The 26776-nt window shown below is 68.7% G+C and carries 22 protein-coding genes and 1 pseudogene; 6 read left to right on the forward strand and 17 right to left on the reverse strand.

What is annotated here, in order from left to right:
* Positions 1-92: 92 nt before the first annotated feature.
* From ACN22W_RS27365 to ACN22W_RS27380, 4 genes are all read left to right on the forward strand, one after another.
* On the forward strand, positions 93-1151 hold the full coding sequence (locus ACN22W_RS27365; protein WP_419687871.1) for a saccharopine dehydrogenase family protein: 1059 nt from the start codon (positions 93-95) through the stop codon (positions 1149-1151).
* Positions 1138-1899, forward strand: a complete 762-nt coding sequence (locus ACN22W_RS27370) for an isocitrate lyase/PEP mutase family protein (RefSeq protein ID WP_419687872.1) — start codon at positions 1138-1140, stop codon at positions 1897-1899. Before ACN22W_RS27365 ends, ACN22W_RS27370 begins: the two co-directional genes overlap by 14 nt.
* A gap of 135 nt (positions 1900-2034) precedes the next feature.
* Positions 2035-2592: a carboxymuconolactone decarboxylase family protein gene (locus ACN22W_RS27375; RefSeq protein ID WP_419687873.1), complete on the forward strand. Its 558-nt coding sequence runs from the start codon at positions 2035-2037 to the stop codon at positions 2590-2592.
* Positions 2593-2640: 48 nt separating this feature from the next.
* Positions 2641-3486 carry a helix-turn-helix domain-containing protein gene (locus ACN22W_RS27380; RefSeq protein WP_193101280.1) on the forward strand — a complete coding sequence of 282 codons (846 nt, stop codon included), beginning with the start codon at positions 2641-2643 and terminating at the stop codon, positions 3484-3486.
* A gap of 41 nt (positions 3487-3527) precedes the next feature.
* Here ACN22W_RS27380 and ACN22W_RS27385 read toward each other — a convergent pair whose 3' ends face one another.
* On the reverse strand, positions 3528-4427 hold the full coding sequence (locus tag ACN22W_RS27385) for a LysR family transcriptional regulator (protein WP_419687874.1): 900 nt from the start codon (positions 4425-4427) through the stop codon (positions 3528-3530).
* Positions 4428-4523: 96 nt separating this feature from the next.
* Between ACN22W_RS27385 and ACN22W_RS27390 the strand changes: the two genes are divergently transcribed.
* The gene (locus ACN22W_RS27390; protein WP_419687875.1) at positions 4524-5402 is read left to right on the forward strand and encodes an aldo/keto reductase family oxidoreductase; all 879 of its coding nucleotides are present in this window, start codon (positions 4524-4526) and stop codon (positions 5400-5402) included.
* Positions 5403-5453: 51 nt separating this feature from the next.
* Here the strand turns inward: ACN22W_RS27390 and ACN22W_RS27395 are convergent, their stop codons facing one another.
* Positions 5454-6656 carry an MFS transporter gene (locus tag ACN22W_RS27395; protein ID WP_419687876.1) on the reverse strand — a complete coding sequence of 401 codons (1203 nt, stop codon included), beginning with the start codon at positions 6654-6656 and terminating at the stop codon, positions 5454-5456.
* Between the two features lie 72 nt (positions 6657-6728).
* Between ACN22W_RS27395 and ACN22W_RS27400 the strand changes: the two genes are divergently transcribed.
* A complete protein-coding gene (locus tag ACN22W_RS27400) occupies positions 6729-7778 on the forward strand; it encodes an AraC family transcriptional regulator (RefSeq protein ID WP_419687877.1) in 1050 nt (349 codons plus the stop codon).
* 209 nt (positions 7779-7987) lie between these two features.
* Here ACN22W_RS27400 and ACN22W_RS27405 read toward each other — a convergent pair whose 3' ends face one another.
* The 15 genes and pseudogenes from ACN22W_RS27405 to ACN22W_RS27475 all read right to left on the reverse strand — a co-directional run bounded on the left by ACN22W_RS27405 (position 7988) and on the right by ACN22W_RS27475 (position 26766).
* Complete coding sequence (locus ACN22W_RS27405) at positions 7988-8155, reverse strand: hypothetical protein (RefSeq protein WP_164992085.1); 168 nt, start codon at positions 8153-8155, stop codon at positions 7988-7990.
* A 56-nt stretch (positions 8156-8211) separates the two neighbouring features.
* Positions 8212-10110, reverse strand: coding sequence for a DUF3857 domain-containing transglutaminase family protein (locus ACN22W_RS27410; protein WP_419687878.1), 1899 nt, complete (start codon positions 10108-10110; stop codon positions 8212-8214).
* A gap of 191 nt (positions 10111-10301) precedes the next feature.
* Complete coding sequence (locus ACN22W_RS27415; RefSeq protein WP_412025232.1) at positions 10302-10733, reverse strand: DUF3617 domain-containing protein; 432 nt, start codon at positions 10731-10733, stop codon at positions 10302-10304.
* Positions 10734-10794: 61 nt separating this feature from the next.
* Entirely contained in the window at positions 10795-11796 is a 1002-nt protein-coding gene (locus ACN22W_RS27420; RefSeq protein WP_419687879.1) for a DUF4892 domain-containing protein, read from the reverse strand.
* Positions 11797-11954: 158 nt separating this feature from the next.
* Positions 11955-13925, reverse strand: coding sequence for an APC family permease (locus ACN22W_RS27425; RefSeq protein WP_419687880.1), 1971 nt, complete (start codon positions 13923-13925; stop codon positions 11955-11957).
* Positions 13926-14111: 186 nt separating this feature from the next.
* Positions 14112-15119 (reverse strand): annotated as a pseudogene (locus ACN22W_RS27430) (glucokinase); the annotation flags it as partial.
* Positions 15120-15158: 39 nt separating this feature from the next.
* The gene (locus tag ACN22W_RS27435; RefSeq protein WP_419687881.1) at positions 15159-16082 is read right to left on the reverse strand and encodes an aldo/keto reductase; all 924 of its coding nucleotides are present in this window, start codon (positions 16080-16082) and stop codon (positions 15159-15161) included.
* A gap of 5 nt (positions 16083-16087) precedes the next feature.
* Positions 16088-17503, reverse strand: coding sequence for a carbohydrate porin (locus ACN22W_RS27440; protein WP_343490725.1), 1416 nt, complete (start codon positions 17501-17503; stop codon positions 16088-16090).
* A 148-nt stretch (positions 17504-17651) separates the two neighbouring features.
* Entirely contained in the window at positions 17652-18800 is a 1149-nt protein-coding gene (locus ACN22W_RS27445) for a Gfo/Idh/MocA family protein (RefSeq protein WP_419687882.1), read from the reverse strand.
* Positions 18797-19606: a ThuA domain-containing protein gene (locus ACN22W_RS27450; RefSeq protein ID WP_412025237.1), complete on the reverse strand. Its 810-nt coding sequence runs from the start codon at positions 19604-19606 to the stop codon at positions 18797-18799. Before ACN22W_RS27450 ends, ACN22W_RS27445 begins: the two co-directional genes overlap by 4 nt.
* Before the next feature lie 98 nt (positions 19607-19704).
* A complete protein-coding gene (locus ACN22W_RS27455; protein WP_419687883.1) occupies positions 19705-20841 on the reverse strand; it encodes an ABC transporter ATP-binding protein in 1137 nt (378 codons plus the stop codon).
* A gap of 35 nt (positions 20842-20876) precedes the next feature.
* The gene (locus ACN22W_RS27460) at positions 20877-21707 is read right to left on the reverse strand and encodes a carbohydrate ABC transporter permease (RefSeq protein WP_419687884.1); all 831 of its coding nucleotides are present in this window, start codon (positions 21705-21707) and stop codon (positions 20877-20879) included.
* A gap of 3 nt (positions 21708-21710) precedes the next feature.
* The gene (locus ACN22W_RS27465) at positions 21711-22667 is read right to left on the reverse strand and encodes a carbohydrate ABC transporter permease (RefSeq protein WP_419687885.1); all 957 of its coding nucleotides are present in this window, start codon (positions 22665-22667) and stop codon (positions 21711-21713) included.
* Positions 22668-22735: 68 nt separating this feature from the next.
* Complete coding sequence (locus tag ACN22W_RS27470; protein WP_419687886.1) at positions 22736-24013, reverse strand: ABC transporter substrate-binding protein; 1278 nt, start codon at positions 24011-24013, stop codon at positions 22736-22738.
* A gap of 158 nt (positions 24014-24171) precedes the next feature.
* Positions 24172-26766 carry an ATP-binding protein gene (locus ACN22W_RS27475; protein WP_419687887.1) on the reverse strand — a complete coding sequence of 865 codons (2595 nt, stop codon included), beginning with the start codon at positions 26764-26766 and terminating at the stop codon, positions 24172-24174.
* Positions 26767-26776 lie beyond the last annotated feature (10 nt).

Raw genomic sequence — 26776 nt, forward strand, 5'->3', positions numbered from 1 at the left:
TACCGCAACAATGGATCCGATCATAGCACCGCGAGCTTGACGACGCTACAGGTCTGTACTATAAAACAGACCGTTCTGTAGCGGAGATGATCATGGAAGATCGGATGACGGTTGCAGTCTATGGCGCCACGGGTCACACCGGGCGGTTTGTCGTCGCCGAACTGGCCCGGCGCGGCCTCGGCGCGATCCGCATCGGCCGCGATGCCGCGCGGCTCGCGGAAGGCGGCACAAGCGACGCCGCGCCAGCGCGCGTCGCCGCGATCGACGATCCGGCCGCGCTCGACGCCGCGTTGCGCGGCGCGGCTGCGGTGATCAACTGCGCGGGCCCGTACCTCGATACCGCGCTGCCGCTGGCCGAAGCCGCGCTGCGGGCCGGCATCCCCTATCTCGACCTGACGGCCGAGCAGCCGTCGGTGCTGGCGCTGGCCGAACGGGTCGATGCCCGTGCGCGCGCCGCGGGCGTGACCGTCGTGCCCGCCGCGGCGTTCTACGGCGGCCTGGCCGACCTGCTCGTGACGGCCGTCGTCAACCAGAATGAGCCGATCGACCGCGTCGATATCGCGACCGGGCTCGACCGCTGGCACCCGACCCGCGGCACGCGCGTGACGGGCGAACGCAATCGCGCGGTGCGGCTCGTCCAGCGGGACGGGAAGCCGACGCCGGTGCCGTCGACGCCGCGCGAACGCGTGTGGCCGTTCCCGTCGCCGATCGGCAGCGTCGACGTGACGCTGGTGCCGTTTTCGGAAGTGATGACACTGTCGCGTCACCTGCGCATCGATACGATCGAATCGTGGCTCGCGACGCTGGCGCTGCGCGACGTGCGCGATGCGGCCACGCCGCCGCCCGAGCCGACCGATGCGCTCGGCCGGTCGGCGCAGCAGTTCGCGATGGACGCCGTCGTCGTACAACGCGGCACGACGCACCGCGCGACGGCATCGGGACGCGACATCTACGCGGTCAGCGCGCCGATCATCGTCGAGGCGGCCGTGCGCCTGATGACCGGCAACACCATGACGTCGGGCGGCGTGCGCAGCCTCGGCGAATTGTTCGACGCGCGCGACTTCCTCGCGGCGCTCGATACGGTGGCAGTCTCGTTCGGCACCACCACCGACCCGGTTTTTACAAGGAGCAGTGAACATGAGCAGCAATGAGAAAGGCGCGGTTTTCCGGTCGCTTCACCGCGCGGGCCAGCCGCTGACGCTGTTCAACGTGTGGGACGCCGGCAGCGCACGCGCGGTGGCCGACGCGGGCGCGGTCGCGCTGGCCACCGGAAGCTGGTCGGTCGCCGTGGCCAACGGCTTCGTCGATGGCGAGCAGATGCCGCGCGCGTTGATGATGGAAGTGCTTGCGCGAATCGCACGCGCGACGGACCTGCCGGTCACCGTCGACCTCGAAAGCGGCTACGGCGAGCGGCCCGAGGATGTCGCCGAAACGATCGCGCTCAGCATCGAGGCCGGCGCGATCGGCTGCAACCTCGAGGACAGTTTTCCAGCGACGGGCGAATTGCGCGACGTCGAAGCAGCAGCGGCGCGTCTCGCGGCGGCACGGCAGGAGGCCGATCGCGCGGGCGCCGACTACTTCATCAACGCGCGGACCGACGTGTTCTTCAAGGCGCCGGCCGATACGCACGACGAACGGTTGCTCGACGAAACGCTGAAACGCGCACGCGCTTATGCCGCAGCCGGCGCCGACGGCCTGTTCGTGCCGGGCCTGCGCTCGCCGGCGCTCATTCGCCAGTTGACGGCCGCGTCTCCGCTGCCGGTGAACGTGATGCGCGTGTCGGACACGCCGACGCTCGCCGAACTCGCGGACTACGGCGTGGCCCGCATCAGCCACGGGCCGTATCCGTATCTGCAGGCAATGAAGACGCTGGCAGGGTTGGTCAAGCAAGGCGGTTAACGGATGCGCGGGACGGCCGGCCGCCGCGTGCACGACAAACGATTACATCCCATGTAATTGGCGCGCGGCACGCCCGTCCCTACGCTTCGGGTGTCGCGCCGCCATTCCGGCGGCGCTCCTCGCCCGGGAGACATCATGTCTGCCTATCCGCTTCATACCATCGACTCGGCGCCGGCCGAATCGCAGCCCGTGCTCCGTCAGCTCCAGCAAACCTTCGGCCTGATCCCGAACATCGCGGCGGCCATGGCCGCGTCGCCGGTGCTGATCAACGGGTTCATCGGCCTGTTCGAGCGCGTGCACGCCAGCAGCCTCACCGAACCGCAGATCCAGACGCTCCTGCTCACCAACGCCGTCACGAACGCGAGCGAGTGGCCGGTCGCGTTCCATTCCGCGCTCGCGCTGAAACAGGGCGTGCCCGCCGCCGACGTCGACGCGATCCGGCGCGGCGGCCTGCCCGGCGACGCGAAACTGGCCGCGCTGTCGGCCACGGCGCGCGCGCTGATCGAAACCCGCGGCCGTCTCGCCGACGTCGACCGGCAATCCTTCCTCGAAGCCGGATTCAGCGCCGAACAGTTGCTCGAAGTGATCGCAGTGGTCGCCGCGTCGACGATCACGAACTACGTCGGCAGCGTGGCGCGGCCAACGCTCGAAGCGCCGTTCGACGCGTTCGCGTGGCAGGCGGGTGCCGCGTGAGTCCGATATAGTCGTTCGCGTCGATCACGCCACGATCAGGGAAATCCGATGAACGCCAGCCGTCGCGATCCGAACGCGCCGCCACGCGAACTGGGGCAGTTGTTGCGCTACTGGCGCGACGTGCGCGGCGTGAGCCAGCTCGACCTGTCGCTCGACGCGGGCATCTCGCAGCGCCAGATCAGCTTCATCGAAAGCGGGCGCAGCGTGCCGGGCCGCGACACGCTGCTGACGCTCGCGCAGACGCTGGACGTGCCGCTGCGCGAACGCAACGCGCTGCTGCTCGCGGCCGGGTACGCCCCCGTGTATTCGGAAGCGCCGTGGGACGCGCAGGAAATGCACGGCGTGATCCGCGCGCTCGAACGGGTCGTCCGCCAGCACGATCCGTTTCCGGCAATCGTAATGGACCGCCACTGGAACGTGCTGATGAGCAACGACGCGGCGCCGCGCTTTTTCAACTGCTTCATCGACATGGCTGCGCGCGACGGCCCGCGCAACCTGTTGCGCCTGATGTTCGATCCGCTCGGCATGCGGCCGTTCGTGGCCGACTGGGACAGCGTATCGCGCAGCCTGCTGCAGCGTGTGTATCGCGAATCGGTCGGCCGCGTGATCGACGACGACACACGGCAACTGCTCGACGACCTGCTCGCGTGCCCCGATGCGCCGCGCGACTGGAAAACACCGCCGGCGCCGGCCGCCGCGCCCGCGCTGCCGGTCATTCCGATCGGCTTCGTCCACGAAGGCGTCGTGCTGCGTTACTTCTCGCTGGTCACGACGGTCGGCACGCCGCAAAGCGCCGCTGCGCAGGAACTGCGCATGGAGTGCATGTTTCCCGCCGACGACGCGACCGAAGCGCGCCACCGGCAGTTGCTCGACGCGCACGCGCCGGTGCGCTGAGCGGCGGGCCGGTGCGGCGCCCACCCGCTCGCACGTATCGCTCAGGATGCCTTGATGAAATCGATGAACGCGCGCAGTGCCGGCGGCACGAGACGGCGCCCGGGGTAATAGAGGAACGGCCCTGAAAACGGCCGCCACCACGGTTCGAGCAAGGGTTCGAGGGCGCCGCTCTCGAAATACGGGCGCAACCAGTCTTCGAACAGATGCACGATGCCCGTGCCGGCGATCGCCGCATCGACCACCAGGTCCGACGCGCCGCCGATCTGCACCAGCAGCGGCCCGGCGGCCGGCTGGATCCGCACGACCTCGCCGTCGCGCTCGAACTCCCACGGCGGCATCGATCCGCTCGCGAATCGTCCGCGCAGGCAGCGATGGTCGAGCAGGTCGCGCGGATGCCGCGGCCGGCCGTGACGCTCGAGATAACCCGGCGCGGCCGCGGTCGCGAACCGCTGAATGCGCGGGCCGATCGGCACCGCGATCATGTCCTGTTCGAGCCGCTCGTCGTAGCGAATGCCCGCGTCGCATCCCGCCGCCAGCACGTCGACGAAACTTTCGTCGGCGATCACTTCCAGCCGGATCTCCGGGTACGCGTCGAGGAAGCGCGGCACGATCGCGGGCAGCACGAGCCGGGACGCGCTGAGCGGCACGTTCAGCTTCAGCGTGCCGGCCGGTCTGTCCCGGAAATCGCCGATACCGTCGAGCGCCGCCGCCACTTCGGTCAACGCGGGCCCGAGGCGCGCGAGCAGCCGCTCGCCGGCTTCGGTGGGCACGACGCTGCGCGTCGTGCGGTGCAGCAGCCGGACGCCGAGCTGCGCCTCCAGCCGGCGCACGGCCTCGCTCAGCCCCGACGCGCTGAGGCCCGTCACGCGCGCGGCGTCACGGAATCCGCTGGCACGCGCCACGGCCATGAACGCATTCAGATCACCCAGATCGGCTTGCATTGTTCGCCTTTTCGTACAACCCGTGCGGATTATGACGGCTTATCGCGCAGACGGCCAATGCCTATGCTGGGCGCACTCATCAACAGGAGCAGAGTCATGTCCGACATTCGACACACCGCCGCCTTCCGGCTCGGCAATCGCAACGTCAAACGCATCGGCTACGGCGCGATGCAGCTCGCGGGGCCGGGTGTATTCGGCCCGCCGAAGGACCACGACGCGGCATTGAACGTGTTGCGCGAAGCCGTCGCGTCCGGCGTCGACCATATCGACACCAGCGACTTCTACGGCCCGCACGTCACCAACCAGTTGATCCGCGAGGCCCTGCATCCGTATCGCGACGATCTCGTGATCGTCACCAAGATCGGCGCGCGCCGTGGCGACGACTCGTCGTGGCTGCCCGCGTTCGCGCCCGACGAACTCGAACGGGCCGTGCACGACAACCTGCGCAACCTCGGGCTCGATGTGCTCGACGTCGTCAACCTGCGCATCATGTTCGACCGGCACGGGCCGGCCGAAGGATCGATCGAGGCGCCGCTGAGCGTGCTCGCCGAACTGCAGCGGCGCGGGCTCGTCCGCCACATCGGCCTGAGCAACGTGACGGCCGCGCAGGTCGCGCAAGGCCGGCAGATCTGCGACATCGTCTGCGTGCAGAACCACTACAACATCGCGCATCGCGGCGACGATGCGCTGATCGACGCGCTGGCCCGCGACGGTATCGCCTACGTGCCGTACTTTCCGCTCGGCGGCTTCTCGCCGCTGCAGTCGTCGACGCTGTCCGCGGTGGCGGCACGCGTCGGCGCGACGCCGATGCAGGTCGCGCTGGCGTGGCTGCTGCGCCGTGCGCCGAACGTGCTGCTGATTCCGGGCACGTCGTCTGTCACGCATCTGCGCGAGAATCTCGCGGCGGCCGATCTCGATCTGCCGGAAGACGCGCTCGCGGAACTCGATCGCATCGCGGACACCGCAGCCGCCTAATGGACCGACGACCGCCGGCGGGCCCGCGAAGCGTGGGCCCTGCCCGGCCGGTCAGGACACCGCCACACCGACCCGCTTCGGCACGCCGGTCACGATCGTCGCGACCGCGACGGCCAGCACGATGGCCGCGCCGACGAACACGCCGGCCGCGCCGTTCGCATCGAACACGACGCCACCGGCCGCCGCACCCGTCGCGATCGCGAGCTGGATCGCCGCGACGATCAGCCCGCCCGCGCTCTCGGCCTCGTCGGGCACGGTGCGCGTGACCCACGTCGACCAGGCAACAGGCACGCCGCCGAACGCCATCCCCCACAACGCGACGAGCACAGCGTCGATCATCGGCGCGCGGCCGAGCGCGACGAGCGCGATGCCGAGCACGACCATCAGCGCGGGCATTGCGATCAGCATCGGCCGCAACCGGTGTTCGAGCACGCGGCCCGCGAGCGACGTGCCGACGAAGTTGGCGATGCCGTAGCCGAGCAGGATCGCCGACAGCCCGTTCACGCCGACGCCCGCGACCTGTTCGAGGAACGGCCGCAGATACGTGAAGAACGCGAAATGCCCGGTGAACACGAGGATCGTCGCGAACATGCCGAGGCCCACGGTCGGACGGCGCAGCACGTCGATCAGCGTGCGCAGCCGCGTCGTGCCGCTCGGCGGCATCGACGGCAGCGTCATCACTTGCGACACGAACGCGACACCGCCGAGCACGGCCGCGATCAGGAACACGTTGCGCCAGCCGATCAGGTGGCCGAAGTAGCTGCCCATTGGCGCGGACGCGATCGTCGCGACCGCCACGCCGCTGAAGATGATCGACAGCGCACGCGGCACCATCGACGTCGGCACGAGCCGCATCGCGGTGGCCGTCGCCATCGTCCAGAAGCCGCCGAGCGCGATGCCGAGCACGACACGGCCGATCAGCAGCGTCGTCAGGTTGGGCGCGAACGCGACCGCGAGATTCGATCCGACGAGCAGCACCGAGAACGCGAGCAGCACGCGCCGCCGGTCGATCGTGCGCGTCAACGCGGAGATCAGCAGGCTCGTGACCAGCGCGACCGTCGCGGTGGCCGTGACGGCCTGCCCGGCCACGCCTTCGGTCACGCCGAGGCTGGCGGCCATCGGCGTGAGCAGGCTGGCGGGCAGGAATTCGGCCGTGACGAGCCCGAAGACGCCGAGCGTCATCGCGAATACCGCGCCCCAGGCCGGTTCGCGGGGGGCCGCCATCGAGGCGGCCGGGGAAATTCCGGGATTCATGCGTCGTTCCGTGTCCGTATAGGGAGAAGTACCAATGACGGCGTATCGTAAGGAACGGCAACAGGACGGTCTATGACATACAATCCGCTCTTGTTGATCGATCGTCCGAATCTCGATATGTCCGAGCCCCTGCTTCCCCCCGTCCCCGACGTGCACGACCTCGTCAGCGAGCTGCTGCTGGGGATGCGGCTGAGCGGCGTCCAGTACCGCCGCATCCAGGTCGCGCGGCCGTTCGGGCTGAGCTTCGGCGAGGCGCCGGGCCGCGCGCAGTTCCATTTCGTCGGGCGCGGGCCCGTGCTGCTGCGCGACGCGGCCGGCGCGACGATGCGGCTCGAGGCCGGCGACGCGATCCTGCTGCCGCATGGCGGCATGCATGCGCTGGTGTCCGATCCGGATGCGCCGTGCCGCGAGATCCACGGCTTCGCGGCCGCGAAGATCTGCGATACGGTCGCGTCGGTGGCATCGGCCGGCGCGTCGCCGGCGGCCTGTGCGGCGACGGAGCCCGGTGCCGGCGATGCGCTGATCTTCAGCGCGTGCATGGAACTCGATCTCGGCGGCATGCAGCCGCTGGTCGGCACGATGCCCGAGTTCATGCACGTCGGCACGCTGCTCTCGCGCTACCCGGAAATCCGCCCGATGCTCGACGCGATGGAGCGCGAGGCCTGCTCGGCGCGCGCGGGTTTCGCGGGCATCCTCGCGCGGCTCGCGGATGTGGTCGCGGCATTCATCGTGCGCGGCTGGGTCGAGTGCGGATGCGGCGACGCGACGGGCTGGGTGCAGGCGCTGCGCGAGCCGAAGCTCGGCCGCGCGATCGTCGCGCTGCATCGCGACCCGGGCCGCAACTGGAGCGTCGCGGAACTGGCCGCCGAAGCGGGCGTGTCGCGCTCGGTGTTCGCCGAGCGCTTTCTCGCGGCAACCGGGATGACGCCCGTGCGCTACCTGACCGAGCTGCGGATGCGGCTCGCCGCGCAGTGGATCGCGCGCGACCGCGAGGCCATCGAAGCGGTGGCGTACCGGCTCGGCTATGGCTCGCTGGCGGCGTTCAGCCGCGCGTTCAAGCGGGTGGTGGGGAAGCCGCCGGGGGCCGTGCGCGCGGACGGCGAGGCGCGCGTCGAAGCGTAACGCGTGACGCTTGGCGTGCAACGCTGACCGGGGCCGCTACGCGTCGCTCCGGGGTCGCTTGCTTGCTCGCCGGCGCCTTCACGGGTGCGGGTGCCACAGGCGCCGCGACCGGTGCCGGGGCGCCGTCGCGCACGCACAGCACGCCGGCCGCGAACTCGCTCGCCGGCGTCGCTCAAGCCACCGCCACCGTGCGTGATGCCCTTCCGCGTTCAACCGCTACGCGCCCCGAGCTTGTCGACCAGCGCCGTCGCGCACTGCACGGCGAGCGCCGCGCACTGCTCGGCATCCACGGCCGCGCCGCTCGCGACGGTGCCCTGCACGATCCGGCCCAGCAATTCCTTCGAGAGATCGGCGATCTCGTAGTCCCGTTCCGTCATGATGTCTCTCCTGCGCATCGACCGCTGGCGGCGACGCGTTCACTGCCCCTGCCCGTTCAATGCCCTTTCGCGCGCACGACGATCTGCGCCTGCGTGTCGCGTTCGATGCGTTCGAGCGACGCGCGCAGTGCCGCGAATTCGTCGGGCGTGCACACCTGCCGGCCGAAATCCGCCGTCATGCGCCGCGTGATCTGCACGACGCGCGCGGCCGCATCGAACACGTAATGCGACGTGAAATCGACGAAGCGCGCGTGCACGGCCGCGTCGGCCGGCAGGTCGGTCACGACGACATCGGCCGGCAGCACGATCTGGCCGGTCTCGTCGAACGTGCCGCCGATGCAGCCCCACGGCTGCGTGCGCACCGGTTCGGCCAGCCAGCTTTCGACCTGCGTCGCGATGCCGCCCGTGAGGCTCGACAGCGCGGGCAACGCAGTCGTGCCGTCGGGCCACACGAAATGATCGAGCGTGCCCGACAGCGTCACGTCGAACGGTCCGTCGGTCGCGCGCCGGTCGCTGGTCGACAGTTGCGCGCGGCCGCGCAAGCCGCTTTGCCGCAAGCGTGCGGTCGCAAGCTGCTCGATGCCGTCGTGCGTCGCGCGGCGAAACAGGTTGCGTTCGAGTTCGGCCGTCCAGCCGTCGTCCTCGACGTAGGCATGAAAACGCGCGGCGCCGGGCTGCGCGGCATCGATCTCGACCCGCGCGACACGGCCGCGCGGCTGCGTGGCCGGCGTGCGAGACAGCACGCCCGTGTCGACGAGCAGCGCGGGGCGATCCATCACGATCGGCGGCAGGTAGCCGAACGCGATGCCGGCCGTCGTCGTATCCGCGTAGAGCGCGAGATCGGGCAGCCACGTGATCGCGTGATTGATCGCGCCGCCGCCGTAACCGGGCACCGACGGCAGCGTGTACACGGCACCGAGATTGATCAGCACCGGTTCGCTGCGGATGCCGACCGCCGCGAGCAGCGCGCCGAACAGCGCGACATGGTCCTTGCAGTCGCCGTAGCGGTTGCGCAGGATGTCCGTCGCGCGGTGCGGCGCGGCGGCCGTTTCGCCCAGAAACAACCCGACGTAGCGTATGTTCGCCTGCACCCAGTCGTACAGGATGCGCGCCTTGTCGCGCGGATCGGCGGCATCCGCGGTGAGCGCGCGGGCCAGCTGCACGACGGCCGGATCGTTCACGCCCGGGTCGACGGCCGCGTCGCGGTAGCGCGCGGCGAACGCCGCGTAGTCGGGCAGCGTCGACACGACGAGCCGGTCGCCGTAGGTCGGGTAGCCGACCGAGCCGTTCTCGATGCGGTCGTACGGGCCGTGCCGGTAATCGAACTCGTAGCGCGTGCGGCCGTTCGCCGTCACCGGCGGCAGCGCGACGTAGCCGCGCGCATCCGCGTATAGCGGCAGGTCGGCCGGCACGTCGAAGATCAGCCGCTGGCTGTCGACGGGCTCGCGCGACGGCTCGACGGTATAGCCGAAGTAGCCGCGATTGACGGGCTTCGTGCGCGTCTTGCGGAACGCCACGCGCGTGCTCGACCCGGCTTCGACGCCGGGAAACACGACGGTGCGCAACAGCCCGTCCTGGAACGTCGGCGCGCCGGCCGAGCGCGGCTCCTGCACGTCGCGGATACCGTCAGCGCCGACCGGATGCGCGATGCCGTCGCGGTCGATCGTCTCGGCCGCGAGCAGGTCGACCTGCTCGAGATTCTTGTCGAACCACACGTAGCGCTGCGCGACCGCGTCGATGCCGTTCGCGTTGTTCGCGCGCAGCGTCGAATCGTCGTGCTCGTCGAGCGAACCGTCGTGCTGGATCACGAATTCGTGGACATCGCTGACGAGCGTGACGGGTGCTTCGTCGCCGGTGTCACCGGTGGCCCACGCATCGGCCATGGCCGCACCAGCGCCGAGCGCGATGGCGCAGGCGAGCAGGCGGCTGGTCCGTCCGGAAGGAAAAAGCACCACGTCGACACTCTCCGCGCGTTCGTTGCCGCGCGCCAGGGCGGCGCGCCGGCGCGGACGGTTCGATCCGCATGAAGCGCACATGACGGCTCACACGCCGCGTGCCCGTCGTGCAAACCAGTGTGGGCGCCGTGCCGGCGAGCGTCAAGCCGCGCAGCAGCCAGCCTGCGCGCGATGCGGGCGGATGCGCCCCGTTACTTGCAGTCTCCCACACGCTTGCCGCGCCACGTCCATGCGAGCGTGTAAGCGCCGGCCTGCGCATGCTGCCCGCGCAATTGCCCTTTCAGGTCGTAGCTCGTCGGCGTGACCGCGCCCGTCACCGTACCGTTGCCGTGCCCCTGTTCGTTCGCGCAGGACAGCGCGACCTTAAGCGTCGTGCCCGCATAGTCCCAGTGGGTGATCGTGCAGTTGACGTTGTCGCGCTGCATGCGCGCCGCCATCGTCTTGCGCAGGTCCTTCGCGTCCGCGTCGGTCAGGCACTGGTCCGGCATTGAGCCGGACGCCTGCGGCAGCGGCTTGCCGTTCAGCGTGTACGCGGTGTCGTCGTGCCAGATGCCCGGCGATACGGTCTGCGCAAAGGACGAGGCGGCCGCGCCGGCAAGCACGGTGGCAATCAGCAGTTTCATGAGATCGATCTTCGAGTGGACGACGCCCGCGTAGTCACGCGGGCGCCCGGTTGGAATGGAATTACTGCTGCACGAGCTCGACGCGGCGATTCTGCGCGCGGCCCGCGTCGTCGGCATTGGACGCGACCGGCGACAGCGATGCGACACCCTTCGCGACCAGGCGTGCCGGCGCGATCCGGTACGTCGTCGCGAGCGCCTGCGTGACAGCCTCCGCACGCTTCTGCGACAGGTCGACGTTGTGCGCGAGCTGCCCCTGGTTGTCGGTATGTCCGACGATGTAGACCTTCAGCGCCGGGTTGGCCGTGAGCAGCTTCGCCATCTCGTCGAGCTGCGCCTTCGACTCGGGCTTCACCTGCGCCTTGTCGGTGTCGAAGTAGATGCCGTACAGCGCGATCTTGCCCGTCGCGGCCAGCCCCTTCTGCAGCGCGCCGGCGTCGACCACCTTCACCTGCCCCGTCTGCATCGGCTTCACCTCGACGACCTCCTCGTAGACGAGCGTGCGCTTGTTCGACGCCGAATCGTCCATCACGTGCAAGAACACGTACGCATCGCCCGACGCGCGCGACAGCTTCGCAAGGATTGTCCGGTGTTTGTCGCCGAAATTCGCGTCGCCGAAACCGGCCTTGCGCACCCGCCCGGAATTGATCACGACACTCTGGAAATCGCTGCCGCCGCTCTTGCCGCACTGTTCCGCCGCGCAACGAAACAGGATCTGGAAGCCACCCTTCTGCAGCGCATCGAGATAGTTGCGCTCGACTTCGAGCGTCGACTTGTCGCCGCCGATCGTATAGCTGATGCGCGTGATCTTGCCTTCGAGGTTCAACCCCTTCGCGGTCTTCTCGTCGTCGATCGGCTGGTTCGGCAGGAATGCCTCGTCGAATGCGGTCTGCGAATAGGCCTTGATCGTCGCGCCGGAAAAGCGCGAGACCAGCGGATGGTCCTTGGCGCCGGGCACGTCGCCGGCGGCACACGCGAGCGCGGAAAGCGACAGTAGCGCGGCGGCGGACAGCGCGAGCGCGCCGTGACGCAGGAAACGGGTGGCGGTCGTGGCTGCGATCGTCATGAAGTCTCTCGGAAGGGATTTGTTGTTGATTCGAAGCGCGCGAATCTTACCAAATCTTTCCGAGTAAACCAGCGATTTGTTTTCTATTGCTTAAGATCTGACGCGACGCGTCAGGTTGAATCGTTTTCATCGCACGGGCGAGCCGTTTCGCCCGTCCGTCAGCCGACGTTCATCGGCAGCAGCACCATCTGCTTGCCCTCGACATGCAGGCGCGCCTGCAGCTCGACGGGCGTCTGGTTGTGCAGCCACGCGGTCAGGAAATTCACGCGCCGGAAGATCAGCTTGCTCGCGAAGCACACGGCGTTCGGATAAACGTCGAGCGTCGACGACGCGAGGTTCATGAATTCCACGACGGGATTCGTGCCGAACGCGATCCGGTAGTCGGCCGCGATGCCGTTGCGGCGGCAGTGCGCGACATAGTAGTCGAGCGCTTCGGTGATCGAGTGACGCAGCCGTTCGAGATGTTCGTGCCCGTCGTACGCCTTCGCGTCGACCTCGCCGACCGCGAGGAAGATCACGTTGCGGAAGTGCCCGGGGAACAGCCGGTTGACCCACAGCAACGCATGCATGCTCGCGCCGCGATGCTTGCCGACCAGCAGCACGGCCGTCGGCTGCGACGGATCGGGCTTGCCCGGCGCGGTAGCCTCGTCGACCACGGGCGGCTGCCCCGAGAACAGCGCGTCCTCTTTCGCGAGCTGCGCGCGCGTGTACGCGTAGTGGCGGTTGATCATGAAGCACAGCGCGATCACCGCGCTCGTCACGAGCACCGTGAGCCAGCCGCCCGCCGTGAACTTCTCGATCAGCGTGATGACGAGCACGGTCGCCGTCACGCTCAGCCCGAGCGCGGACAGAAAGAAGTGCTTGAACCAGCCGCTCTCGCTGCGATGGCGCCACCAGTACGTGCACAGCCCGAGCAGCGACATGCTGAACGTGAGGAACACGTTGATGCTGTACAGCACGACGAGCACGTCGACGTTGCCGTGCGTCCACAGCAGGATCAGCAGGCTCGACAGGCCGACGACGATGATGCCGTTCTGCCGCACGAGACGCGTCGACAGGTCACGGAAATGGCGCGGCACCCATGAATCCGACGCCATGTTCGACAGCACGGCCGGACCGTCGAGAAAACCCGTCTGCGCACCGACCATCAGCAGCCCGGCCTCGAACGCGAGCACGGCCGCGAGCAACGCGTGGCGCGCGAACGCCGAGCCGAGCCCGAGATGGTCGATCACGCTGCCGAATACCACTGCGTTGAGCGTCTCGCCTTCGACGGGCCGCGCATGCCAGAGCATGTACAGCAGGATGATGCCGCCGGCCGTGAACGCGAGCGACGTCGACATGTACCACATCGTCACCTTGCCGTTCGGCACGCGCGGATCGGCCAGCATGTTGACGTTGTTCGACACGGCTTCGAGGCCGGTATACGTGCCGCCGCCGAGCGAGAACGCGCGCATCAGCAACGCGAGCATCACGAATACGCCGAGCGACTGCGACATCCCGTGCGCCTCGTGCACCGCATCGGGCACGATCATCGCGAGGTTGCTGCCGTGCACGGCGACGCCATACACGATCAGCCCGAAGTGCAGGATCACGAAGCCGATGAAGATCGGCAGCAGCACCATGATCGATTCGCGCATCCCGCGAAAGTTGAGCCCCGTCATCATCAGGATCAGCACGATCTCGGTGGTGAGCTTGAACGCCTGCGCGCTGACGGGCAGCAGGCTGAAGAACGCATCGACGCCACTCGCGAGCGACGTCGCGACGGTCAGCACGTAGTCGACCAGCAGCGCAGCACCCGACACGAGCCCCGGCTTCGCACCGAGCAGCGCGGTCGCGACGCGGTAGCCGCCGCCCCCCGTCGGGAACAGCTCGATCACCTGGTTGTAGCCGAGCGCGATGATGAACACGGTCGCCGCCGTCGCGAGCGCGAGGAACAGTGCAAGCGGCGTGTGGTGCGCCAGCGTGAGGAACGCCTCTTCCGGGCCGTAGCACGACGACGACAGGCCGTCGGCGCCGAGCCCGACCCAGGCCAGCAACGGTGTCACGGCGATCGCATGCCGCGTGCGCGGATCGAGCGGGTCCAGCGGCTTTCCGACGAACAACTGCCACACCTTCTGGAATGCAGTCACGATTCCTCCGGAACGCACGACGCCTCGGCGACACTCCTCTAAAAGTAAATGAGTTCCGGGACGACTTCCAGTCGGCGTATTCCATAGGACAGCGTCGCGCGCGCCCGATTTCTTTCGACATGCCGACTTATTGCAGACAGTCGCACTACAACCACGCCAGCCGGACTCGCGTCAGCCCGTCTCGCCCAACGCGCGGGCGAGCAGGCGCGACACGCCGACGAAGGCCGGATGCGGTGCGGTGATCACGAAGGTCGGAATTTTCGCGAGGTAAGCGGCAAAGCGGCCCTTCGCCTCGAAGCGGGCTCGAAACGGCGATGCATCGAACAATACCCCGAGGCGCGGCACGACGCCCCCGCCGATATGGATGCCGCCGGTCGCACCGAGCGTCAGCGCCAGATTGCCCGCGAACGTGCCGAGCATGCCGCAGAAGCAATCCAGGGTCGCCATGCAACGTGCGTCGCCGGCGAGCGCACGATCGATGATGGCGGCCGTATCGGCCACGTCGGCCCGTGGCGCGTCGCAGCCGTCGCGCGCGGCGAGCGCCGCGTGAATCACCGCGATGCCGGGGCCCGCGACCAACCGCTCGAACGACACGTGCGGCCAGCGCGCCCGCGCGTACTGCAGCACATCGGCCTCGCGTGCATCGGCGGGCGCGAACGACACATGCCCACCCTCGCCGGACACCGGCACCCATGCATCGCCTGCGCGCACGAGCGCCGAGACGCCCAGCCCCGTTCCCGCGCCGAGCACGCCGATCGTACCCGCGGGCGCCGCGTGCCCGCCGCCGACCTGCCGCCGTTGTCCGGCGGGCAGATGCGGCACCGCCATCGCCAGCGCCGCGAAGTCGTTGAAGACGTGCAGCGTGTCGAACCCGAGCGCGCGGCGCGTCGCGTCGATCGAGAAGCGCCAGTCATGATTGGTCATGCTGACCATGTCGCCGTCCACGGGATTGGCGATCGCGATCGCCGCGTTCCGCACCCGTGCGCCGCCCGTGTCGCGCAGGAACGCGCGCACCGCGTCGTCCATGCCGGCATGGGCGCTGCATCGATAGACGCGCACGTCGCCGATTCCGCCGAGCGCGGTCTCCAGCGCGAAGCGCGCATGCGTCCCGCCGATGTCCGCCAGCAAGCGGGGTTCGCCGGCACGCACGCCACGCGGCGCGACCGGGTCCCCGTTGAGGGTTGCTACGCTCATCCCATCTCCCGAATTGTCATCGTGTGTCGATCGCAACGGTCATGGCACCTCCACGCCGCGCGCCGCGTCCAGCAGTTCGAACCAGTGCTCGCGCCCGAGCGCGATGCCGGTCGCCGCTACCGCTTCGCGCAGCGCCGCGATCCGGCTCGACCCGACGATCGGCAGCGGCCGGCACGGCAGCGCGAGCAGCCACGCGAACAGCACCGTCGTCGCGGACACGCCGAGCGCGTCGCCGATCCGCGCCGCGCGCTCGCGCACACGCACCGCGGCGGGAGACGCCTCCGTCAACACGCGTCCGCCCGCGAGCGGCGACCACAGCATCGGCGGACAGCGCCAGTGCTGCGCCTGGTCGAACGTGCCGTCGTCGAGCGGCGCGAGATGCAGCAGCGAGCATTCGACCTGGTTCGTCGCGAGCGACATGCCGTGCGCCGCCATGCGGTCCTGCAGCAACGCAGCCTGCGCCGGCGTAAAGTTCGATACGCCGAAGTCCCTCACCTTGCCGTCGCGCCGGAGCGCGGCAAAAGTCGCGGCGACCTCGTCGGCATCCATCAGCGGATCGGGGCGATGCAGCAGCAGCAGATCGAGCCGGTCGGTGCGCAGCGCGCGCAGCGACTGCTCGACCGACGCGACGACATGCGCGGCGCGCGTGTCGTAGTGCTTGATCCCGTGCGTGGGCCGGCGCGCGGACACGAGCCGGATCCCGCACTTCGTGACGATCTGCATCCGCTCGCGCAAGTGCGGCGCATCGGCCAGCACGTCGCCGAACAGGCCCTCGGCCGTGTAGTCGCCGTAGATGTCCGCATGATCGAAGCTCGTCACGCCAAGTTCCAGCGCCGCCTCGACCAGCGCACGGCGCTCGCGGACCGACAATGCCCAGTCGCCGATCCGCCACATCCCGAACACGATGCGCGAGAACGGCGCAGCATCGGCCCCCATCGATATCGTCGTACAGCGTTCCGTCATGTCGTTCACCACCACCATTCGACTTGCGCGCCGACCGTCGAGCCCGAGCGCGAGGTACCGAAAATGCCCGTCGTCGACAACGGATCGCCGGGCGCCGCCGCGTCCTGCGCCGCCTGGTTCCAGCGCGCATACGTGTAGAACACGCGGAATTCCGGCCGCGACCAGAACGACCGGTCCATCGCGAGCGTCAGCGCGACGCTCGCCTTCAGCAGCGTGCGCGTCGGGCCGCCGGACGGCGTCACGCGATCGTGCCCGAGATCGCCCTGCAGCTTGACGTGCTGCGTGAACGCATACACGGGCCGCACGCCCATCGACACCCACGTCTGCGAACCGCCCGACGGCGCGATGTCGCGCTGATAGATGCCGACCACCTGGCCGCTGAAGTTCTGCGTCGCCTGCCAGTCGAACGCATCGAGCACGCGAAAGCTCTTGTAGCGGTTGTCGTTCGTCAGCGTGCCCGTGTAGCTGAGGCCCGTGCCCGGGCCGACGCCATACTGGAACGCGAGCTTGTTCTTGCCACCGAGCAGGTTGGTCTGCACGTGCTGGACCGTAAACGACCAGCCGCTGTGCGCGTCCTGCAACACACCACTCGAATTCAGCACCGGCGCGCGGGCCGGGATGTACGACAGCCCGAACTGCAGTTCGCCGCCGGGGTTCGGATGCACGCCGGACAGTTGCAGGTCATGGCGCGTCGCGTAGTTCGGCTGGTCGATGTAGTCCTCGCGGAACAGCGCATAGCTGAGTTTCAGGCCGCCGCCGATCGGCACGTTCTCGATGCCCGCGCCGAGGCCGCTCGGGTTCCAGTAATAGAAGTCGTTCATGTGGACGTCGTTGCGCCGGTAGTAGATGCGCCCGAACCAGACCCGCATGTCGTCGAGCCCCGGAAAGTTCGTGAGCTGCACGTACGACTCCGGCATGCGAATCTTGCCGTGATCGCCGCTGAAGGTCGGCGCGCGATCGAGATCGTTGACGAGGCTCGCCATCCCCACTGCCGACAGCTGCATGCCGTTCGAGAACTTGTACAGCGTCTGGTCGATCTCCAGCTCGCTGTAGACCTGGCATTCGTTGCCGAGCCGGTATTTGCTCGGTGCGCCCGGCAACTGGAAGCAGGCCTGCGTATGGCCGTCGCTCGTGCCGACGCCGGCCCGCATATAACCATGGAACTGCGTCCACGGCGTCAGCTGGTTCCAGGCCGAAGACGGTGTCGGCGTCACCACGTTGGCGGGGCTCGTGTCGGCCGGCACAACGCCGGTGGCCTGCGAGAGGCCGCCCGGCGCGCTGTCGGCGACTGTCGTTGCCGGGTCCGGTGCCGCATGCAGCGCGGCCGACGCGACGGCCAGCGAGAAAGCGGCGGCGAGCCGCGTGAGCCTGAACGGGGTGCGTGCGGGGCCGCGCGCGGCGCAGCCTGCTTCGTCGATCATGAACGTGTCTCCAAACGTTGTTTGTGCGCCGCGTGCGATGCGCGGCGTCATCGAATAGGTGTGTGTGCTGCGTCGTCCGTCATGCTGCCGACGGGCCGGCGTGGTGGACGATCCGCGCGCCGGCCCGGTACGAAGTCGGCCTGTGGCGTCAGCCGGCGACGTCGAGGTCCACCACCGGCGACGCGTCGACGGCCGCCGGTCCCGGCGCGTGAATGCGGATCGGCTCGCCCGCGGCCGCGCTCGCATAGATCGCGTCGAGAATCTCCATCACGATCAGCCCTTCCTCACCGGGCGCGGGATGCGGGACGTCGCACAGAATCGCTTCCGCGTAGTCGTACATCGCGGAATGCGCGCCTTCCGCGGGCGGATTCAGGCGCATGTCGAACTGCGCGCCGTTCTGCTCGATGAACACGTGCGCGTCGAACGTGTAACCCTCGTTCAGGTTCTTCTGCAACAGCCCGGCACGCGTGCCGAGCAGGCGGGTTTCCATCAGCTCCGCTTCCTGGATGTTGGTCGCCCACGACGCCTCGAGCGCGAGCGTCGCGCCGTTGTCGAAGCGGATCAGCGCGGCCGCGAGATCCTCGACGTCGAACGTCTTGCCCGCGCGCGCCGCCAGTTCGCGCGCGATCGGATCGTAGGTGCTGCCCATCACCCACACGGGTTTCGGATAGCCCATCAGCCACAGCGCGAGGTCGAGACGATGCACGCCGAGATCGATCAGCGGCCCGCCGCCCGCCAGCGCCTTCGTGCCGAACCAGCCACCGAATCCGGGCATCCCGCGCCGGCGATGCCAGACCGTCCGCCCGAAATAGAAATCGCCGAACAGGCCGCTTTCGACCTGCGCCTTCAGCGCGCGCGACTGCGCGCTGAAGCGGTACGAGAAATTGATCATCAGCCGCTTGCCGGCGCGCTGCGCGGCGATCAGCATCTCGCGCCCCTCGTCCGCGTTCAGCGCCATCGGCTTCTCGCACAGCACGTGGCAGCCGGCGTCGAACGCGGCGAGCGTCAGCTCGCGATGGAACTTGTTCGGCGTGCACACGCTGACGACGTCGAGCTTTTCCGCTGCGAGCATCGCGTCGGCCGACGCATAACGCGCGTCGATGCCGAACGCGTCGCCGACCTTCTCGAGCCGCTTCGCATCGGGGTCGGCAATCGCGACCACGTCGACGTCCGGATGCTCGCGCCAGCCTTCGATATGCTTGCGGCCGATCCCGAGCCCGATCACGCCGACGCGCAGGCGCCGGCCGCGCGCGATCGCCGCCGCTTCCGGCAGCTCGACCTTGTAATCGTCGTTCATGCGAGGTCTCCTGCGCCTTGCTGGATGCCGACGTGCGCGAACTGCTGGCTCTTCTCGCTGAGCTTTTCGAGCGGCGGCGAGTTCGGGCAGCGGTCGGTGAGATTCACGCGCGGCGCGGCCCACTGCACCGCGTTCGCGATCACGCGCTGCACGTTGCGGTCGTGATAGGTCGGGTAGGCTTCGTGCCCGGGGCGGAAATAGAAGATCCGGCCGTGACCGCGCTCCCAGCAGCAGCCCGAGCGGAACACCTCGCCGCCCTCGAACCAAGAGATGAACACGGTGCTGTCCGGCTGCGGGATGTCGAAACGCTCGCCGTACATTTCCTCGTGCTGCAGCTCGAAATATTCACCGAGCCCGGCCGCGATCGGATGCGACGGTTCGACGACCCACAGCCGTTCCTTCTCGGCTGCCTCGCGCCACTTCAGCGAACAGTTCGTGCCGAGCAGGCGGCGGAAGATCTTCGAGAAGTGCCCGGAATGCAGCACGATCAGGCCCATCCCTTCGAGCACGCGGCGCTGCACGCGCTCGACGATCTCGTCGGAGACTTTCGCGTGCGCCTTGTGCCCCCACCAGATCAGCACGTCGCACGCGGCGAGCCGCGCTTCGCTGAGGCCGTGCTCGGGCTGGTCGAGCGTCGCGGTGCCGATCTCGAGCGGCAACGCACCGTGGCCGAGCGCCGGCGTCTCGGCGAGCGCACTGGCGATCACCTGGTGCAGGCCGTCTGGATAGATCGCGCGCACACCCGCGTTTTCCCGTTCGTGCTCGAACTCGTTCCATACGATCACTGAAAGCTTCTTGTTTAGCATGACTATCCTTTATCGATGATGTGGCGCCCATTCGACAGCGGCCATGCGCCGTGGCCGCCTGAAACCTGTAGCTTGATTCGCCGGGTACCGCGCGCCGCTCAGGCGATCGCGAGCGCCGGCGCGGCAGGCTCGCGCGGCGTGCGTACCGCCGCGCGTCCGTCCGGATGAAACAGATGCAGCGCGCCCGCCGGCAGATCGACGCGCAAGCGCTCGCCGACCCGCGCGCCGGCGGCATCGGTCTTCGCGACGATCGGCTGGTCGCACAGCGGCGTGTCGAGATACAGATAGGTGTGTTCGCCCATCTGCTCGACGTGCGCGACCTGGCCGGTCACGGCGCCGGTGCCGACCCGCACGTGTTCGGGGCGGATGCCGAGGGTCACGCCGGCGCCCGTCTCGAGGCCGTCGCCGGACACGTCGGCGCCAAGCGGATGATCACGGACCAGCACGCGAACCTCGCCGCTGCCGGCCGCCGCGACGCTGGCCGGCAGGAAGTTCATCGCGGGCGAGCCGATGAAACCGGCGACGAACTGGCTCGCCGGCCGGTGATACAGATCGAGCGGCGTGCCGATCTGCGCGACGCTGGCGATCCCGCTGCGCCCTTCGAGCGGCCGCAGCAGCACGATCTTGTCGGCGAGCGTCATCGCCTCGACCTGGTCGTGCGTCACGTAGATCATGCTGGTGCTGTCGAGGTTGCGGTGCAGCTTCGCGATCTCGACACGCGTCTTCACGCGCAGCGCCGCATCGAGGTTCGACAGCGGCTCGTCGAACAGGAACACTTTCGGCTTGCGGACGATCGCGCGGCCGATCGCGACACGCTGCCGCTGGCCGCCGGACAGTGCGCCGGGCTTGCGTTCGAGCAGCTCGCCGAGGCGCAGCGACTCGGACGCGAGCCGCACCCGCCGGTCGATCTCGTCCTTCGGCAGGCGCAGATGACGCAGGCCGAACGCCATGTTTTCGTAGACGGACATGTGCGGATAGAGCGCATAGCTCTGGAACACCATCGCGATGTCGCGCTGCGCGGGCGCAAACGTGTTGACGCAACGACCGTCGATCCAAACATCGCCCGCGCTTTGTTCCTCGAGGCCGGCGACGATCCGCAGCAACGTCGACTTGCCGCAGCCCGACGGGCCGATGAACACGCAGAACTCGCCCTGCTCGACCGTGAGATTCACGTCGCTGAGGATGGGGGTCGTGCCGAACTGCTTGCGAAGACCGCTCAACTTGATCTGACTCATGTTTTCCCTCTTGATCCTGTTCGGGCCGCTACGCGTCAACCCTTGACCGCACCGGCAGTCAGGCCGGAGACGATTTGCCGCTGGAACACCAGCACCAGCAGCACGAGCGGCACGGTGACGATGACCGACGCGGCCATGATGGTTCCCCACGGCAACTCGTAACTGCTCGCGCCCGAGATCATCGTGATCGCGACCGGTACCGTGCGCTGGCTCGACGAAATCATGAAGGTCAGCGCGAACAGGAATTCGTTCCAGGCCGACACGAACGCGAGCAGCGACGTCGCGGCCAGCGCCGGCCGCAGCAGCGGCATGAAGATCCGGAAGATCAGCGTGAACACGCCGACGCCGTCGACGAGCGCCGCCTCCTCCAGCTCGCGCGGCAACTCGCGCATGAACGTGACGAGAATCCAGATCGTGAACGGCAGCGTGAAGATCAGGTCGGACAGCACGAGCGCGCCGAGGTGGTCGTACAGGCCGAGCGAGCGGACCAGCTCGAACAGGCCCGACAGGATCGCGACCTGCGGAAACATCGACACGCCGAGAATGCACATCATCAGCACCCCGCGTCCGCGGAACGACACGCGGCCGAGCGCATACGCGGCGAGCACCGACACGGCGAGCGACAGCGCGACCGCGCCGCCCGCGACGAGCGCCGAATTCAGCAGGTACGCGCCGAACGGCTGGTCGCGGAACAGCTGGCGATAGTTGTCGAGCGACGGGCTCGCCGGGAACAGCGATGTTTCGAACAACGCGTCGCCATGCTTGATCGACGTGCCGATCATGTAGACGAACGGGAACAGCGAGATCACCAGCACGAGTGCCGACAGCAGCCCGTGAATCGCGATGTCGAGCGGATGCTTCTTCATGTGTCAGGCCTCCTGAATCCGGCGGCGGCTGATCGCCATGTAGCCGATGGTGAACAGCACGATCGTGACGAACAGCAACATCGCCGACGCCGACCCGAACCCGACCTGCTGGAAATCGATCAGCTGCTCGCGCACATAGATCGACATGCTTTTCGTGATCCGGCTGTTCGACGTCATCACGTAGATCAGGTCGAACACGCGCAACGCGTCGAGCGAGCGGAAGATCATCGCGACCAGCACGCCGGGCAGGATCAGCGGCAGCGTCACCGAGCGGAACACGCGCCAGCGCGGCACGCCGTCGACACGCGCGGCCTCGTAGCAATCGCGCGGCACGGTCTGCAGCGCGGCGAGCATCAGCAGCGCCATGAACGGCGTGGTCTTCCACACGTCGACGAGCACGATGGTCGGGAACACGAGGTGCGCATCGGCGGTAAACGCGAGCGGCTCGTGGATCGCGCCGATCGACATCAGCATCGCGTTGACGATCCCGAACTGGTCGTTGAGCATCCAGCTCCAGATCTTCGCCGACACGACGGTCGGGATCGCCCACGGCACGAGTACGGCCGCGCGCAGCAGCGTGCGCAGCCGCGACGGCACGTCCAGCAGCAGCGCGACGCCGAGGCCCGTGCCCGTCTCGAGCACCACCGACACGACGGCGAACAGCACGGTATTGCCGACGGCCTGCCACCAGGCCGGGTCGCGCAGCACGCCCGCCGCGCCGAGATAGTTGTCGAGGCCGACGAAATGACGCTGCGACAGGTCGGACAGTTGCGCGTCGGTCAGGCTGAACCACGCGGTGCGCAGCAGCGGCCAGCCGGCGATCGCCGCCAGCGTGAGCAGCGCGGGCGCCACCAGCAGCCACGCCTGGCGCCGGCGCGCACGGGCAAGCCCGGCTCGGGCCCGGACGGGCTCCTGCGCGAATGCAGGAGTGCTACTTATCTCGATGCTTCCGGTTCTCATTCGATGTCTCCTGTCAGGCCGGCACCCTGCGGAGGCCGGCCCGATCGATCAATCGCGCGCCGCGGCGCTCAGTGCCAGCTGCCGCCCGGCGCAAGCCGGTTGAGCGTGGCGGCGAGCCGCGCGAGCGCACTCGCGGCGGTGTCGCTGCCGGCGAGCACGTCGTGCGCGGCATTCCAGAACTGGTTGCTGACCTGGTTGTACTTCGCGCCGGTCACGGTCGACGGCCGCGCGACCGCCGTGCTGAAGGTCGGCAGCAGATCGGCCATGAACGGGTTGGCCTGCAGGATGTCCTTGTCGCGGTAGAGCGCCGGCATCGTCGGGTTGAACGACGCCTGGATCGCGCGCATCTTCTGCACGTCCGCGCTCGCCATGTACATCACGAGATCGGCGGCCAGTTTCGGGTTCGGCGAGTAGCGCGACACGGCGAGCTGCCATCCGCCCAGCGCGGCGGCCGGGCGGCCGTCGGCGCCGCCCTTCGGCAGCGGCGCGATGCCGACCTTGCCCTTGATCGGGCTGCCCGCGCGGTTCGCGATCGCCCATGCGTACGGCCAGTTGCGCATGAACACCGCGTTGCCGGCCTGGAACACGCCGCGCGCCTCTTCTTCGCCGTAGTTCAGCACGGCCTTCGGGCTGATCGTGCCGACCCATTTCGCCGACTGCTCGAGCGCCTTGATCGCACCCGGGTTGTCGATCGTCACGCGGCCCTTGTCGTCGACCACCGTGCCGCCGTTGTAGCTGCTGACCCATTCGAGCGCATCGCAGGTCAGCCCTTCGTATGCGCGACCTTGCCACACGTAGCCCCAGACCTTCTCGTTGCCCGCGGCGCGCTCGCCCGACTGGACCTTGCGCGCGGTGGCATCGAGTTCCTCCCACGTGGCGGGCACCTTCACGCGGTACTTGTCGAGCAGGTCCTTGCGGTAGTAAAGCAGCCCCGTATCGATGAACCACGGCATCGCGACCAGCTTGCCGTTCACCGTATTGTTCGCGACGATGCTCGGGAACGACTGGCTTTCCAGCCCCTTGCTGTAAGGCTTCAGGTCGATCAGGTGGTTCGCGAGGATGCCCGGCCAGACCGTATCGATCTGCATCACGTCGATCTTGTCCGAACCGCCGCCGAGCAACTGCTGATAAAGCGCCAGCGTTTCGCTCGAGTTATTGGGCATGCTGATGAACTCGACTTCGTTGCCGGTCTTCTCGGCCCACCGCTTCGCCGATACCTGGCAGATGTCCTGGTCGACGCCGGCCGCGCCGCATGCGATCCGCAGCGTCGCCGCGCCGGCGCTGGTGGCCGTGGCGGCCGTCATCGCGAGCGCCATCGTCAGCAAACCTGCCTTGAGCTTCATCATTCGGTGTCTCCAGTTTTTTTTCGAATCGTTCGAATCGTGCGCCGCGGTGTCGCGAGCGCGTCGCCGGGTGCCGTGGGTCTATGAGACTCCAGTCCGGTTAATCGAAAATTTCGGAAACGCGCCGCGTCATTAACAATCGAAACAATTGCCGTCGCGCGTCAGCCCAACAGCGCGGCGAGCGCCGCCAGATCGAACGGCTTCGGCACGAACGGCAGGTCCGCGCGCCAGTCGGGATGGGTCTGATGAATCTCGGGCGGCAGGCCCGAGGTGAGCGCGACGCGCTGCGCCGGCCAGCGCTCGGCGAGCCGCGCCGCGAACGCGATGCCGCTGCCGCCCGCGCCGAGCGAGATGTCCGACAGCACGAGCGTGACCGGGCCGTGCTCGGCCAGCCAGCGCAATGCCGCGTCGCCGGTGGCCACCGCGTCGGCCCGCGCGCCGAGCGCCGCGAACTGGCTGAGCGCCGTGTCGCGCACCTCGGGATCGTCGTCGACCACGAGCACGCGGGCACCGGCCGGTCCGGCAACGGGCGCGGCCACCGTGACGGCCGGCGCGCCGCGTCGGTCGGGCGGGGCGCTCTCGGGCAGCCACAGCTCCACGCGCGTCCCCTGGCCGACCTCGCTGTGGATGTGCAGATCGCCGCCGCTCTGGCGCACGAAGCCGTAGACGCTGCTGAGCCCGAGCCCGCTTCCCTCGCCGGCCGCCTTGGTCGTGAAGAACGGCTCGATCACCTTGTCGAGCAGCACCGGGGCGATCCCGCAGCCCGTGTCGGTGACGCTCAGCACGATCGCGTGCGGCGCGGCGGCACCGTCGGCGGCCGGTGCGCGGCGCGCGGCCAGCGCCAGCGTTCCGCCGCCCGGCATCGCGGCGGCGCTGTTGAGCGTCAGGTTGAGGACCGCGTTCTCGAGCTGGCCGCGGTCGACGTTCACCCACATCGCGTCGGCGGCCGGCTCCAGCACGACGGTCACCCGCTGGCCCGCCGAGTATTCGACGAGATCGAGCATCTCCGCGAGCATCGCCCTGACCGACACGCGTTCGGCCTGCAGCGGCTGGCGCCGCGCGAACGCGAGCAGCCGCCGCGTGAGCCGCGACGCGCGTTCGGCCGCGCGGCGCGCCCGCTCGGCCATCGTCTGCGCGTCCTGCTGGCCGTCGAGCCGCGGCAGCAGCAGCTCCAGGTTGCCGAGTATCGCGACGAGGAAGTTGTTGAAATCGTGCGCGACGCCGCCCGTCAACTGGCCGAGCACGTCCATCTTCTGTGCCTGGCGCAATTCCGCCTCGACCGCGCGCCGGCTCGTCAGGTCGCGGCAGACCGCCACCCATCCGCCGTCCGGGAGCGGCTGGCAGTGGAATTCGAGGGTCCGCTGGTCGCGCAGATGCAGTTCGGCCGACGCGGCGATGCGCGCGCCGTCCGACGTGCGGGTCGCGGTCGCGCGCGACACCTGGCGCCAGCGCGCGGGCTGATGCAGGGCCTGACGCAGCATCGCGAGCGACAGGCCCGCATGCAGCGTGCCCGGGTCGATCCCGAGCAGCGTCGCGAAGGTCGGATTCCACGCGATCAGGCTGCCGTGCGTGTCGTGGACGGACACCCCGTCGTTCATCGAGTTGAGCACCGACTCCTGCAGGCGGCGCTGCGACTCGATCCCGTGGGTCAGTTGTTCTTTCTCGATCAGGTTGGTGCGGAACACCTCGAACGCGCGCGCCAGCTCGCCGATCTCGTCCGGCCGGTGCGTCGACGGCATCCGGTCGGACGTGATCCCTTTCGCGAGTCGCGCCATCACGCGCGTCATCGCCTGCAGCTTGTGCAGGATGCGGCTCGCATACGCGACGCCGAGCAGCGCCACCACGACACCCGCGACGGCCAGCAGCAGCAGGCCCGACTGGCTGGAGACCGCGACCTTGCGCACCTTGTCGCTGCGCTCGCTGGCGATCTGCCGCAAGCGCTCGACATAGCGCGCCGACTTGCCGCTCAGGTGATCCGCATGGCCGCGCAGCAGTGTGACGAGATAACCCGTCTGCGCTTCGCTCGACAGAAACTCGCGGCGCACCGCGAACACGCTGCGCGCGCCGCCGTCGAGTTGCTGCAGCGCCTCGGCAAGCGCCGGCTGGCGGCGGTCCTCGGCGCGCTCGCGCACACGCAGCCACAGCGCCTCGTTGTCGCTTTCCGCGCTGCCGAGCTCCGCGGCGTTGGCCGCCTGCAGCGCACCGGCCGTGCGGGCCCAGATCTCGAGCAGCGTCGGCGCGCGCTGCGCGATCACGCTCTTGTCGCGCGCGATGCTGTCGCCGATGCGGTCGTTCGCGAGGCGCAGCGCGCTCAGCTCCTCCTTGAGCTGGCGCTGCCTGCCCGACACGATCAGCAGCCGGGCGAGATCCTGGTCGATCGCGTCGAGATCGTCGATCACCGCGAGCTGCTCGCCGGCCTTCGCGGCAGGGCCCGGCTGCTTGCCGAAGCCCGGCGACAGCCGCCGGATGTCGCCGAGCAGGCCGCGCATCAGCTCGGTGTCGTTGTGCAGCAAGTCCGGCGAATCGGTCAGCATCATGCTCGGCGCGACCGCGGCGAGCTGCGCGACCTTGTCCGACAGCTCCAGCGCGCGGGCAATCTCCGGCACCACGTTCGCCTCGTATTCGTCGAGCGCGTTCTGGTTCGCGCGCATGCCGAGCACGCCGACCACCACGACCGCGAGCGTGATGCCGAACAGCAGCAGGAACGTCGCGATCAGCTTGGCCCGGACACTCCAGGGCGGCAACAGCCTCACCATCGTGCGCATC

Origin of the sequence: Burkholderia theae (genome assembly GCF_048565265.1) — a bacterium.
GTDB classification, from domain to species: domain Bacteria; phylum Pseudomonadota; class Gammaproteobacteria; order Burkholderiales; family Burkholderiaceae; genus Burkholderia; species Burkholderia theae.

What these genes read in the sequence shown, in the direction of transcription:
- ACN22W_RS27365 (WP_419687871.1), top strand. Translation starts at nt 93, where the DNA reads ATGGAAGATCGGATGACGGTTGCAGTCTATGGCGCCACGGGTCACACC.
- ACN22W_RS27370 (WP_419687872.1), top strand. Translation starts at nt 1,138, where the DNA reads ATGAGCAGCAATGAGAAAGGCGCGGTTTTCCGGTCGCTTCACCGCGCG.
- ACN22W_RS27375 (WP_419687873.1), top strand. Translation starts at nt 2,035, where the DNA reads ATGTCTGCCTATCCGCTTCATACCATCGACTCGGCGCCGGCCGAATCG.
- ACN22W_RS27380 (WP_193101280.1), top strand. Translation starts at nt 2,641, where the DNA reads ATGAACGCCAGCCGTCGCGATCCGAACGCGCCGCCACGCGAACTGGGG.
- ACN22W_RS27385 (WP_419687874.1), bottom strand. Translation starts at nt 4,427, where the DNA reads ATGCAAGCCGATCTGGGTGATCTGAATGCGTTCATGGCCGTGGCGCGT.
- ACN22W_RS27390 (WP_419687875.1), top strand. Translation starts at nt 4,524, where the DNA reads ATGTCCGACATTCGACACACCGCCGCCTTCCGGCTCGGCAATCGCAAC.
- ACN22W_RS27395 (WP_419687876.1), bottom strand. Translation starts at nt 6,656, where the DNA reads ATGAATCCCGGAATTTCCCCGGCCGCCTCGATGGCGGCCCCCCGCGAA.
- ACN22W_RS27400 (WP_419687877.1), top strand. Translation starts at nt 6,729, where the DNA reads ATGACATACAATCCGCTCTTGTTGATCGATCGTCCGAATCTCGATATG.
- ACN22W_RS27405 (WP_164992085.1), bottom strand. Translation starts at nt 8,155, where the DNA reads ATGACGGAACGGGACTACGAGATCGCCGATCTCTCGAAGGAATTGCTG.
- ACN22W_RS27415 (WP_412025232.1), bottom strand. Translation starts at nt 10,733, where the DNA reads ATGAAACTGCTGATTGCCACCGTGCTTGCCGGCGCGGCCGCCTCGTCC.
- ACN22W_RS27420 (WP_419687879.1), bottom strand. Translation starts at nt 11,796, where the DNA reads ATGACGATCGCAGCCACGACCGCCACCCGTTTCCTGCGTCACGGCGCG.
- ACN22W_RS27435 (WP_419687881.1), bottom strand. Translation starts at nt 16,082, where the DNA reads ATGACGGAACGCTGTACGACGATATCGATGGGGGCCGATGCTGCGCCG.
- ACN22W_RS27440 (WP_343490725.1), bottom strand. Translation starts at nt 17,503, where the DNA reads ATGATCGACGAAGCAGGCTGCGCCGCGCGCGGCCCCGCACGCACCCCG.
- ACN22W_RS27445 (WP_419687882.1), bottom strand. Translation starts at nt 18,800, where the DNA reads ATGAACGACGATTACAAGGTCGAGCTGCCGGAAGCGGCGGCGATCGCG.
- ACN22W_RS27450 (WP_412025237.1), bottom strand. Translation starts at nt 19,606, where the DNA reads ATGCTAAACAAGAAGCTTTCAGTGATCGTATGGAACGAGTTCGAGCAC.
- ACN22W_RS27455 (WP_419687883.1), bottom strand. Translation starts at nt 20,841, where the DNA reads ATGAGTCAGATCAAGTTGAGCGGTCTTCGCAAGCAGTTCGGCACGACC.
- ACN22W_RS27460 (WP_419687884.1), bottom strand. Translation starts at nt 21,707, where the DNA reads ATGAAGAAGCATCCGCTCGACATCGCGATTCACGGGCTGCTGTCGGCA.
- ACN22W_RS27465 (WP_419687885.1), bottom strand. Translation starts at nt 22,667, where the DNA reads ATGAGAACCGGAAGCATCGAGATAAGTAGCACTCCTGCATTCGCGCAG.
- ACN22W_RS27470 (WP_419687886.1), bottom strand. Translation starts at nt 24,013, where the DNA reads ATGATGAAGCTCAAGGCAGGTTTGCTGACGATGGCGCTCGCGATGACG.
- ACN22W_RS27475 (WP_419687887.1), bottom strand. Translation starts at nt 26,766, where the DNA reads ATGGTGAGGCTGTTGCCGCCCTGGAGTGTCCGGGCCAAGCTGATCGCG.